Here is a 12,327-nt window from a genome sequence, read left to right as displayed (position 1 = left end):
AGGGATTGATCAATCGAAGTATGCTTTTTCATGGACTCGCCCTCGCTGTCGTTGGCTGATTAGACTGCCACCGTGGCGCATTGACGCCTCGGCTTGGGCGAGTCCATCCAATTACAAGTCCGCGTACCAACCCGACGATTTGTCCTGCCTGGCTGAAAACACCGCCTAGACTTCAGGCATCTGCACCCGAGCGGCCAGACATGTCCCGCAGTCCGCGTAGTCCAGGATGGTCAACGCTCCGACTTCGGTTCGGCGGATGGCTGTTGCTGATCACTTTTCTGTTGACCGGGCTGGGCAGTGTCGGGGCCAACTGGAGTTTTACGCAGATTCTGCAAACCGCCGAAGATCGCTACGGCACCCTCGGCCCGGGACGGGGACGGATCGAGGCCTGGAGTCAGATGCTGCAAGGCGAAGTCAACGCCCCCGAGCGCGAGCAACTGAACGCAGTCAATCGCTTCTTCAATCAGCAACTGAACTTTCTGGACGACACCCGCATCTGGCGTCAGACCGATTACTGGGCCACGCCCGTCGAATCCCTGATCAAGGGTGCCGCTGACTGCGAGGACTACGCACTGGCGAAATACTTCAGCCTGCGCCACCTTGGAATTCCCAGCGAAAAACTACGCATCACCTACGTTAAAGCCCTGACCCAGAACCAGGCGCACATGGTGCTGACTTTCTACAACAGCCCCACGGCCGATCCGCTGGTGCTGGACAACTTGATCGGCGAGGTCCGCCCCGCCTCCCAACGCAAAGACTTGCTGCCGGTGTACGCCTTCAACGCAGAAGGCCTGTACTTGCCGGGAGCCAATGGCGGCAAACGCAGCAGCGACTCGAAAAAACTGTCGCGCTGGCAGGACGTACTAAAAAAGATGCAGGCTGAAGGGTTCGCCGTGGGCGACGGCTAGCCACCTGAGCAAGGAGCGATTTATGTCACTGCGTAAACAGTTGTTTCTCGCCATCTGCCTGTTCTTGCTGGTGGCATTCAGCGGCAGTTTTTTTGTCAGCCTGGAAAGCTCTCGCGACCAGATGCTCGGCCAGTTGCGCTCCCACGCCCAGGACGCCGCCACCGCGCTGGGTTTGTCGTTGACGGCGCAAATCGATGACCCGGCCATGATCGATTTGATGGTCAGCTCGATTTTCGACAGCGGTTATTTCAGCAGCATTCGAATCATCGACATCGAGGATGCGCAGGTGCTGGTGGAGCGCAGTGCGCCGGGGCAAATCGAGGGCGTTCCCGCCTGGTTTGTGAGCCTGGTCAACCTGCACCCACCCGGTGGCGAAGCGCTGATCATGCGCGGCTGGGTACAGGCGGCACGGGTCGAAGTGTTGAGCAATCCGCAGTTCGCCCTGGCCAAACTCTGGGACAGCACCCTCGGCAGCCTGATCTGGTTACTGGTGTGCGGCCTGCTCAGTGCCGTGTTTGGTGGCTGGTTGCTGCGCCGGCAATTTCGTCCACTCGACACGATGGTCAAACAAGCCGAAGCCATCAGCAAACGCGAGTTCCTCAGCCTGCCGAAACTGCCGCGCACACCGGAGTTGAAACGCGTGGTATTGGCCATGAACCAGATGGTCGAGAAGCTCAAGGCGCTGTTCGCCGAAGAGGTCGCACGCAGTGAAAAACTGCGGGTCGAGTCCTATCAGGACAGCCTTACAGGCCTGGCCAATCGACGCTTGCTGGATGAAGAGTTGGCCGACGAGTTGCTGGTCTCCGAGCAGAGCAGCGACGGCCATTTGCTGATGCTGCGAATCAACGATCTGGTCGGTCTCAACCAACGCTTGGGCGGCCAGCGCACCGATGCGCTGATCAGCGCAGTGGGCGAACTGCTCAAGTGCCTGACCCAGCCACCGGAACGTCGCACCTGGCTAGCCGCGCGCAATCGTGGTGGTGAATTCAGCCTGCTGACGCCAGGCCTGGACAGCACCGACGCCGCACGCCTGGCCTGCGAAATCAGCGCCACCCTGGAAAACCTGCGCCTGACCGGCGCCAGCGACTCCATGCCGGTGGCGCATTTGGGGATCGCCGCTTACCACCCCGGTGAGCCGGCCAGTGACGTGCTGCTGCGACTGGATCAGGCGTTGACCGAAGCCCGGCAACATCCCGAGCGCCCGTGGGTCCACTTGACCGACTCCAACACCGCGCCTACCCCGTCGCAAAACGACTGGCAAACGTGGATCGACGACGCTCTGAACCAAGGCAAGATGCAGCTGTATTTCCAACCCGTCGTGCAGTGCGCCGACACCAGTCAGGTGCTGCATCACAAAGTTCTCGCACGCCTGCTCGACCCACAGGGCGAGGCCATTGCCGCCGGGCACTTCCTGCCGTGGATCGAGCGACTCGGCTGGTCGGCCCGATTCGACCTGGCCATACTCGAAGCCACCCTCGACTACCTCATCGTCAATCGTTGGCCCCTGGCGTTAAGCCTGTCCGGCAGCACCCTGCGCGATCCAGCGCAGCTGCAACACATCCTCGACATGCTCGAATCGCTGCCCGAACTCGCCCCCCTGCTGATTCTGGAAATCGACGAACGCCAATTGCCACCTCAAGAAGAACTGCAACGCCTGAGCCACAGCCTGCTCAACACCGGTTACCGCATCGGTCTGCAGCATTTCGGCGGCAGCTTCGGCCAGATCGGCAACCTGACTCAACTGGGGCTGGCTTACTTGAAAATCGACGGTGCGTACATCCGTCACATTGATGAGCAGAGTGATAAAAAGCTGTTCATCGAGGCTATTTTTCGGGCGACCAACAGCATTGATTTGCCGTTGATTGCGGAGATGGTTGAGACGCAGGGGGAGTTGGAGGTGATTCGGGAGCTGGGGTTGTTTGGGGTGATGGGAAGGTTGATTGGGCCGCCGGAGCCGATGTGAGGGGCATGACCGTTCGTCTTAAACCTGCCTTGACCTGTCATATTTGACAGTAGGCAAATCACCCGACATCAGGTGTCATGACGCTCATCGTCGCCCTTGCTTCTAACTCGTGGGCGCCTTGAGCAGGGAGTGAGGTCATGACAGCTGCAGAGATTCTCAGGTTGGATCTGGTCAGGATTGAGGGCATGGAAACCACCGTGCCTGAAGGGATCAACGCGCATTGCGGCATCCCGATTCTCGCAAAGACCGACTCCGGATACGCCGCGATTGTGGACCCTTTTACCGGTAGCCAGCAGGGCCAGACCATCACTTTGTATGTGAACAAGCTGAAGGTCGATTTCCACACATACCTGAACCCTGGAGATGAACACAAACCCGCCACGCTCAAAATCTCCGCCGACTATCTTCGCGAAGGCCGGAACCTAATCCACTACACCATCACCAACGGTTCGCAGAACATCGGCACCTCTGACGACCTGCCGGCATGGTTTCACCGGGAAGGCCCGGGGGGGCGGGACGACCAGCCGGGCGATGGCGTGAATTCGCAATTGATGATCGAGGTCGAGGACGCCGCCAAGTACGGCGTAGGGCCGGAGCTGGCGAAACGCGGGGTCTGGTTTTACGTGTTTTATCCGTTGATGAGGGCGTTCGACACGATCCTGTTCAATTGCAACGGTCATGTCATCGAACACAGTGTGAGCGTCGAAGAAGCGGCGCAAACGTCCTACCAGAATCCGCTACCGATTCTGGTGAATCATGCCGCTCTTGTCGCCGCCGGCGACGGGACGGGAGTTCCCTTCTCCTATACGGTCAAGGACTGGATCGGCAACGGTCCTGCCCCAGAACCGTATTCGGTGAGTATCCCGCTGTGGATGAACCTCAAAGGTGACTGGTTCGACAAACCCGTCCTCAGCCCCCAGCACGGGCCTGACACCATCGACCTGGGTGAACTCAATGGTCAACCAGTGGTCGCCAAGGTACATATCCGCACGCCATGGGCCACAGGCGACACACTGGAACTGACCTGCACCTACCGGAACGCGGAGGGCAAGGACGTAACTTTTGTGACGGCAAAGGAGGTGAAAATTGTCCCGGACTTTCCCGAGTTGTCACTGGACAATAGCTACTTTGCCGCCGCAAGTGGTTGGCAGATATGGGTGTACTACAAGCAATTGAGAAATGGCCGAGAACTGGGACGCTCTTACTCAACCCCTGTCATGGTGACAGGCAATGCACAGATTGAGCTGAAGGCACCGTTTCTGGTGGCACCGGCCAAGAACCCGATTGAATCGTCTCTTTATCCGGAAGGGGTGAAGGTGCGAGTCGAACACCTGACCGCTCAAGAGGGCGACGAAGCGCGGTTGGAGGCGCTCAATGCACTTCCAGGCACACCGGAGTTTGCGACGGTCAAGTTGAACCAGAACAAACGCGCCAACTTCACGCTAAGCCCCGAGTTGCTCAAGGCACATCAGGGCAGAAACCTCAGACTGCGCTGGGTGCTGATCCGCAAAGGATCGCTGACGCCCTCACCCGAGTTGCGGCTCAGGATTTCGGCCCCGGTAGTGACCCTGACCTTTGATAATGACCCCTACACACTCGCCCCGGCAGGCCGGTTTACAGTCAGGCTGGCGCTGGCGAAGAATGGCGTGGATCTACCTGACGAAACCGTCGAACTGTCCTTGCCAAAAGATTTTACTTTCAGCGACAACGTCGGGGGCAGCCGCCGCTTCGTCACCGACAAAGATGGAAAGATCACTGTAAACGGGGTGAAGGGGCACACGGTGCCCGGCGCTTATTCCTTGACTGCTCTGCATGGAAACCAGACCGTGACTGGCGTTGCGACCGTCACACCACAGACATCCGCGGGGACCATCCCGGGAATTCCCTACCCTTACAACATCGCAATTAGTCCCGACGGCACCCGAGCCTATGTCGTCAGTTCTTCACATCCTGCTAACTATGGTGCACTCACGGTGGTTGATACCTCCACTCACCAAGTGATGGGCTCCATCGCACTAGGGAGAAATGTGTTCGGTGTTGCAGTCAGTCCGGATAACAGCCGCGTCTATATCACCCGGGGTGGCGCTGATTCTCTTAACCAGGTTTTGACCGTAGTCGATACCACCAGCCTCGACATTATTCGCAATGTCTCGTTCTCGGGTTTTGCTCCATTTGGCGTTGCGATAAGCCCGGATGGCTCTCGTGCCTATATTTGTGGTGGCACTTATCCTTTTACCGGTTTCCCCAACAGCAGGCTGACGGTAGTCGAAACGGCTCGCTTCGAGACTCTCCAGACCTTGGTGCTTCAAAACAATGCAAGTGAAGTTACCGTCAGCCCGGACGGTAGTCGTGTCTATGCCGCCAACGCGAATGGCAATGGCACTGTCGGCAGCAACGGCGGGACGGTCTCGGTGATTGATACGAGTACTTACTCAGTGATCAGCAACATTGGGGTTGGGTCCAATCCGCACGGCATAGTGGTCAGCCGGGACGGCAATCGCATCTATACCGTCAGGACAGACGGCAGCCTGCTCGTGGTGATCGATGCCATTACCCATGCAGTCATTCACAACATCCCAATCGGATTTGGCGCGTGGCAATTGGCACTCAGTCCGGATGGCAAGTCGCTCTGTGCTAGTGAGTGGTTTAGCGGCAAGGCCGTCGTGATAGTCGATACCACGACCTTTAACGTCCGTCGCATCCCGGGCGGCCTCAACTCCACAGGTGTAGCCTTCAGCTCGGACAGCACTCGCGTCTATATCTGCAATTACTTTGACAACAATGTTTGGGTAGTTGGGAATTAAAGAAGCAGACCACGATAAGTCCAGAACCAGCAGTTTGGAACGACGGATGGGGATTGGTGAGCTGGCGGTGAATCGGAGGCTGGATAACGTCGATTCGCAGGGCTAGCGCGATATGAGACTTGCCTGTGGCATTTCAGGAGGCAAGTTTTGCGGTGGTCTGTCGGGCTTCTTCGCGAACGGGCTCGCTCCCCTGCTGATTCTGGAAATCGACGAACGCCAACTGCCGTCTCAGGAAGAACTGCAACGCCTGAGCCACAGCCTGCTCAACACCGGTTACCGCATCGGTTTGCAGCATTTCGGCGGCAGCTTCGGCCAGATCGGCAACCTGACTCAACTGGGGCTGGCTTACTTGAAAATCGACGGTGCGTACATCCGTCACATTGATGAGCAGAGTGATAAAAGGTTGTTCATCGAGGCTATTTTTCGGGCAACCAACAGCAATGATTTGCCGTTGATTGCGGAGATGGTGGAGACCAAGGGGGAGTTGGAGGTGATCCGGGAGTTGGGGTTGTTTGGGGTGATGGGACGTTTGATTGGGCCGCCGGAGCCGATGTGAGGGGCATGACCGTTCGTCTTAAACCTGCCTTGACCTGTCATATATGACAGTAGTCAGCCTGTCCTTGCCGGGTGTCTGATACCGCATCACTCCCCCATTTCCGCCTTTTCAGGCAAGGAAACCTCCCATGACCGTCGATCTAACCGAAGCGCTCGAAAACACTGTGCTGGTGCTGTATGCACCGAGGCTTCCCGAGGCCACAGTTCCAGTCGTGGGTGCACATGCAGGTGTGCCATTGCGGATTTATGACCTGGCCCCCATGGGGGCCACTGTTGCGGTTGATCCGTATCTGGGACAGCAACCGGGTGACACCGTCACCCTCAATCTCAACGGCCAACCCGGCATCGACAGCCAGCAGACGACGTCCGATATCAGCACCACCACCCTGTACATTCCGAAAAAGCTGCTGCTTCCCGACATCACCAACCGCCTCACATATTCAGTGACTCGCAACAGCCAGAACATAGGCACTTCCCAGCCACCACTGGAGTTGTTGTACAACGCCATCCGGCCTGGTGATCAAGACACTAATCCGGGAGAAGACGGCCACTCGCGGCTGGACTTGTTGCTGCCCGATGCAATCAAGCATGGCGTCGGCTCGGACTTCCCCGTCGCGGGTGCTCAAGTGTGCGTGTCTTACCCGTATTGCCGGGCTTACGACCGCATTCGCCTGAACTGCAATGGCCACGATGTATTCCACACCGTCACCACGCTGCAAGCCCCAAAACCGGGTTCGGATGAACCGGTCACGGTGTGTTTCACACTGACGCGCGCCGATCTGGAAAATGCCAAGGACCATCCTCAGTTCAAGTTTTCCTACACCGTCACCGACCAGCTCGGCAATGGCCCGGACACCGACTCGCCCTGGTCTGCAACGCAATTCGTCGACGTGGACCTGACCGGTAGTCGTCTACCGACGCCCATCCTGCGGGAAATCCAGAACGACCCGACGGACGAACCGGGCATCATTGACCTGGAAAAACTGGGTAGGAATTCGCTGTTGCTGATCATCTTGACCAGCGACCATCGCTTCCTGCCGGGCGACACCCTCAATGCGACCTACACCGCGACAGTCACCGGCCAGCCCGACGTGGTGGTGGCGGTGTCCGGTATCGTGGAAGCGGACGAATTCGGGCAGAAGAAACCTTGCGTTCTGCAAGTGGCCAACGACCAGGTGATTGCCAGCAGCGTGGTGACAGCGACGTATCAGTTGCTCAGAAATGGCACTGTGCAGGGCAGTTCAAGAGTGGCCTCGGCACAGGTCATCGGTGAAGGGCTGCCGGATCTGAAACCTCCAAGGTTGCAGAAGTCCGTCAATGGCTTACTCGACCCGCTGAACGCCGCCAATCTGCAAGGTGCCAACGGTCAAGTGGAGGTGCTGGGTTATCGCAAGGGCGACACCGTACAACTCATTGTCGAAGGCGCCCCCGGTGCGGGCTCTCCGGCCTTTACCACCAGACCGCTCAACGCCAATAGCCGCGCCAACTTCGCGCTGACCAAGGCTTTTATCGCGGCGAACATGGGTAAACAGGTCAAGCTCAGTTATCTGCTGATCCGCGACGGCAAACCGCTGCCGCCGTCACCGATCTTGACGGCTTCCGTAGGCACGATCCCGGATGGCCATCCGAGTCTTCCGACTCCGGCCATCGACCGCGCGCCAGATAGCGAACTGGACATCACCCAACTGCAGGACACGGATCAGCTTCGGGTAGGCGAATGGCCGCATCAGGTGCTGGGGCAGAACGTCTGGTTGCGGTATGAAGGGGTTGATGCCGATGGCGGCGCTACTTTTTATGAGGATCTCAAGGGTGAACATCACAACATATTGCCAGGCTTGATCAGGCCTATACCGATAGCGTGGTTAAAAACGCTTAAGGATGGCAGTGAAATGACCCTTACCTTTCGAGTGAACTTTAACGGTGTGCTCGATGCACAGACTGCCACAAAGTTTCCGAACAAGATCTACAGGGTCAAAAACCTCGAGCTAATGCAACCGATCATCACGATTATTAATGATCTCCAAGGTGTACCAGTAAACCGTAATGAGAGAACCACTGATAGTGTCTTGACAGTGAAGGGGGCCGGGAGCATCAAACAAGAAATTGAAATTTTAAACAATGGCGCTCTAATTGCTACAGTAGATACCGACGTTAATGGTCAATGGGAACGTTCGGTTACGCTACCGTTAGGCACTTGTAATCTCACGGCCAGAGGTAACTATGGAGATAAACCAGTCTCGGCCCCACCTTATACCGTTATCGTAGGAACTAAAGTCTTCAGCGAAAACTTTCAAAGCGCTCCATTGTATAAAATCAGCCGTGGCGGATCTTTCGACCTTCAAAGCATGAGAGTGACACTGGTCAATGGCAATGACTCCTGCGGAATATTTGACACATCCGCCAGTAGAGCTCTCGGACTATGCCATGCAGTCGAGTCGGGATATCAACTGGTTCGCTTAAAATTCTGGAGTAACTATTCGCGTATTTCATTTCATCTGATATATGTTCACAGACCCATCACCATTGTCTATCTGGACGGTTTTGACAAGCCAGTTTCACAAATAACGTACAACCCCACTGATTTCGGTTCTTTTAGTTTTCCAGCGCCCCCAGGACGTCATATCCGATCGATGGAGTGTCACGCGTACGATTATTTGTTTATGGATAATTTTTCCTTCGGTGCCTTGTAATTATCTGAAAAAAGAGAATGGACTATTTAATTTGAACAGCCCGCTCAACACCGGTTACCGCATGGGTCTGCAGCATTTCGGCGGCAGTTTTTCGGCCAGGAGGATAAGTGGACGCATTTATTTACCGGCCCAAGTTGTTTGGTCGAGTTAAATCGACCTGAAAAATCGCGTGGAACTCAGGTTTTTGAGTGTGTTTCATAAGCCACGCACGGTCAGTCCCCTCTCCCTCTGGGAGAGGGTGAGGGATGGATTCCGAACTGAACGACGAACCCACAAACACCAAAAAATCCGCCATCCCTTTCCACAGGGATGGCGGGTTTTGTCGTTTCAGATCACACGGTATCCACCTTCAACGAATGGTCATTGAGCATCCCGTTGATGATGGTCGCCGTATCGGGGCCACCGGCAATCACCCCACCCGCCCCCGGCGTTACGCCGTAATGGCTGGCCAGATTCACACCCGCCAGGTCGATGGTTTGATTCGGCGCGGCGCCAGCCATGGCGCTGACGTCGATACTGGTGACCAGTGAATCGCCGCTGCCGGTGACTTTGAAGTGCAGGTAGTCATCCAGCGACGCCGCGGTGCCGTTTTCCCCTTGCAGCAGTTGCGACAGGTCGAGTTTGTCGATGCCCGGCGTGAAGTCAGTGACCACGTCGTGGCCGCTGTTGCCTTTGAGCCACTGGAAGGTGTCGGCACCGTTGCCGCCGGTGAGGGTGTTGTTGCCCAGGCCGCCGATCAGGAAGTCATCGCCGCCCCCGCCGTTGAGCATGTCGTTACCCAGGCCGCCGTTGATGATGTTGCTGTTGTTGTCGCCCGTCAGGGAATCGTTGAAGTTGGAGCCGGTCAGGTTTTCGATCGCCGTCAGGGTGTCGGTCCCGGCGCCCACGGTGTTCTGCGGGGTGAGCAGGTTCAGATCGACGGTGATGCCGGCCGTAGCGTGGGCATAGCTCGTGGTGTCGACGCCGGTGCCGCCGTCGAGCAGGTCGTTGCCCGCACCGCTGTACAGCAAGTCATTGCCGGCGCCGCCGTGCATTTCGTTGTTGCCGGAACCGGCGGTGAGCACGTCGTTGCCGTCGCCGGCATTGATCACGTTGTTGCCGGTGCCCGCCACCAGTACATCATCGCCCGCGGTGCCGGTTAGGGTGTGGCCGTCCTGATAGGTGATGGTCACGGCGGCGTTGTCGCTGCCGCCATGGCTGTCGTGGGCGGTGTAGGTGCCGTGGGCATCTGGCGTGATGTCGTGGGCACCGGCGTAGTTGACGGTCATGGTCAGTTGGTAGTTTTCCGCCCCCTTCCCGCTGTTGCCCGGACCACCGTTGTCGATGTTGGTGATGTGGATCTGGTAGGTGCTATCCGACGTTGCAGTGAGGGTTTGCCCGTCCGCGAGGGCGATCCATGCGCCGCCGTTGATGGAGTACTCCATGGCGACATGACCGGCCGCCAGATTGTGATCCAGGTTAAGGGTTTCACCCTGTTTGAGGTCGACGGTGATGCGGTCCTCATCGTGGGGGTTGTTGACCGCTCCCAGCGCCCCGCTGACTACCAACACCGCCGTCATGGCTGTCGTGTTGGCGACGAATGCACTGCGGGCGAGGGTCACCGCCTGCGCGTTACCGCCGGTGAAGCTGAAGTTTTGATGGGTGCCGGTGAAATCCGCGCCTTTGGCAATCCAACCGGTGCTGACGGTGGTCGGCGAAGCGGTCAGCGGATCGCCATTCGGATCGGTGTCATTGGCCAGCGGCAACTCGCCCGGCACCACAATGCTGCCCGACAGCACGTTGGTGATGATGTGGTCATCAACCGCCACCGGTGGCGCGTTCGCAATGACCGTCAACACCGAGCTGGCCTGGTCGTTGTCGCTGATGCAGCTATTGTTCACGTCGATGGTGATGGTGGTGGTCCTCTCGTCGCCATCGCCATCGCGCAAGGTGTAGGTGAACACGTCGGTCGCACCGGGACCGTTCACGGCGTCCGGGTTACTGTGATAGACCGCGTTGCCCGCTGCATCCAGCGTCAGGTAACCGTAGGTGCCATTGATCTGGCTGTTCAGGCCGCCGATGGCCGAGGTCGAGGTGTCTGAACCGGCACGCACGCCGACCACCCCAACCCCATCGGCATCGCTGAAGTCGTTCACCAGCACGTTGCCACTGACGATGCCGCCCTCCGCTACCGAGGCTGCGTCGGGGTTGGCGGTCGGCAGGTCATCGACGATGTTCACCACGATGGTGCTGGTGGTGGAATGGCCCAGGGCGTCGGTGGCTTTGTAAGTGAAACTTTCGCTGAGGGTGTTCGCGCCATCGTCGGCGTGCGGCGTGGTGCTTGGCGCCGACGTCAGCGTGTAGGTGTAGGTGCCGTCGGGATTGAGCAGGATTTGGCCGTAGGTGCCAGTGGCGCTGCCGATCAGCGTGTAAGTGATCGCGCCGCTGGCGCCGCTGACCGAGCCGACCAGGGTGCCGCTGGCGGTTTCAACCGTGCGGTCTGGCTGGCTGCCGGTGACGGTGCCGGCCGCCAGATCCTGGCCATCCTGATTCAGGTCGAGGGCTTTTTCGTAGACGGTCACGTCGTTGTCACTGACCGCTGTGATGCAGCTGTTGTGCACGTCGATGGTGATGGTGGTGGTGCTTTGGTCACCGTCGGCATCGCGCACGGTGTAGGTGAACACATCGGTCGCCCCGGGGCCGCTCACGGCGTTCGGGTTGCTGTGGTACACGGCGTTGCCGTTGGCGTCCAGCGTCAGGTAACCGTAGGTGCCATTGATCTGGCTGTTGAGGCCGCCAACGGCCGAGGTCGAGGTGTCTGAACCGGCACGCACGCCGACCACCGCGCCTGCGGCGAGACCATCGGCGCCGCCGACGTCGTTCCACAGCACGTTGCCACTGACGGTGCCGCCTTCGGCGACCGACGTCTCGTCGGCATGAGCGGTCGGCAGGTCATCGACGATGTTGACCACGATGGTGCTGGTGGTGCTGTTGCCCAGGGCGTCGGTGGCTTTGTAGGTGAAGCTTTCGCTGAGGGTGTTGGCGCCGTCGTTCGCCTGCGGCGTGGTGCTCGGCGCCGACGTCAGCGTGTAGGTGTAGGAGCCATCGGGGTTGAGCAGGATTTGGCCGTAGGTACCGGTGGCGCTGCCGACCAGGGTGTAGGTGATTGCGCCGGCCGCGCCCGTGACGGAGCCGACCAGCGTGCCATTGGCGGTTTCGCCCGTGTTGCCCGGCAGGCTGCCGGTGACGGTGCCGGGCGCCAGGTCCTGACCGTCCTGGTTCAGGTCGAGGGCTTTTTCGTACACGGTCACGTCGCTGTCGCTGACCGCTTGGATGCTGCTGTTGATCACGTCGATGGTGATGGTGGTGGTGCTTTGGTCACCGTCGGCATCGCGCACGGTGTAGGTGAACACATCGGTCGCCCCGGG

Annotated in this window: 5 protein-coding genes and 1 pseudogene; 5 read left to right on the top strand and 1 reads right to left on the bottom strand. The window is 58.5% G+C overall.

What is annotated here, in order from left to right; genetic code table 11:
- Positions 1–200: 200 nt before the first annotated feature.
- The 5 genes and pseudogenes from lapG (at position 201) to WLY71_RS26375 (ending at position 8,920) form a co-directional block, all read left to right on the top strand.
- The gene (gene lapG, locus WLY71_RS26395; RefSeq protein ID WP_347805890.1) at positions 201–908 is read left to right on the top strand and encodes a cysteine protease LapG; all 708 of its coding nucleotides are present in this window, start codon (positions 201–203) and stop codon (positions 906–908) included.
- Between the two features lie 22 nt (positions 909–930).
- Positions 931–2,871, top strand: a complete 1,941-nt coding sequence (gene lapD, locus WLY71_RS26390; protein ID WP_347805889.1) for a cyclic di-GMP receptor LapD — start codon at positions 931–933, stop codon at positions 2,869–2,871.
- Positions 2,872–3,056: 185 nt separating this feature from the next.
- On the top strand, positions 3,057–5,675 hold the full coding sequence (locus WLY71_RS26385) for a YncE family protein (RefSeq protein WP_347805888.1): 2,619 nt from the start codon (positions 3,057–3,059) through the stop codon (positions 5,673–5,675).
- Between the two features lie 181 nt (positions 5,676–5,856).
- Positions 5,857–6,231 (top strand): annotated as a pseudogene (locus WLY71_RS26380) (EAL domain-containing protein); the annotation flags it as partial.
- Positions 6,232–6,358: 127 nt separating this feature from the next.
- Positions 6,359–8,920 carry a hypothetical protein gene (locus WLY71_RS26375; protein WP_347805887.1) on the top strand — a complete coding sequence of 854 codons (2,562 nt, stop codon included), beginning with the start codon at positions 6,359–6,361 and terminating at the stop codon, positions 8,918–8,920.
- Between the two features lie 332 nt (positions 8,921–9,252).
- On the opposite strand, the gene WLY71_RS26370 is transcribed toward WLY71_RS26375, so the two are convergent.
- A partial coding sequence (locus WLY71_RS26370) for a cadherin-like domain-containing protein (RefSeq protein ID WP_347805886.1) occupies positions 9,253–12,327 on the bottom strand: 3,075 nt, incomplete at its 5' end.

The sequence above is a fragment of the Pseudomonas rossensis genome (assembly GCF_039888995.1).
Lineage (GTDB): Bacteria > Pseudomonadota > Gammaproteobacteria > Pseudomonadales > Pseudomonadaceae > Aquipseudomonas > Aquipseudomonas rossensis.
This window is presented reverse-complemented; position numbering and strand designations above follow the sequence as displayed.

Coding starts and splice junctions, on each gene's coding strand:
- lapG (WP_347805890.1), top strand. CDS start 201: ATGTCCCGCAGTCCGCGTAGTCCAGGATGGTCAACGCTCCGACTTCGG.
- lapD (WP_347805889.1), top strand. CDS start 931: ATGTCACTGCGTAAACAGTTGTTTCTCGCCATCTGCCTGTTCTTGCTG.
- WLY71_RS26385 (WP_347805888.1), top strand. CDS start 3,057: ATGGAAACCACCGTGCCTGAAGGGATCAACGCGCATTGCGGCATCCCG.
- WLY71_RS26375 (WP_347805887.1), top strand. CDS start 6,359: ATGACCGTCGATCTAACCGAAGCGCTCGAAAACACTGTGCTGGTGCTG.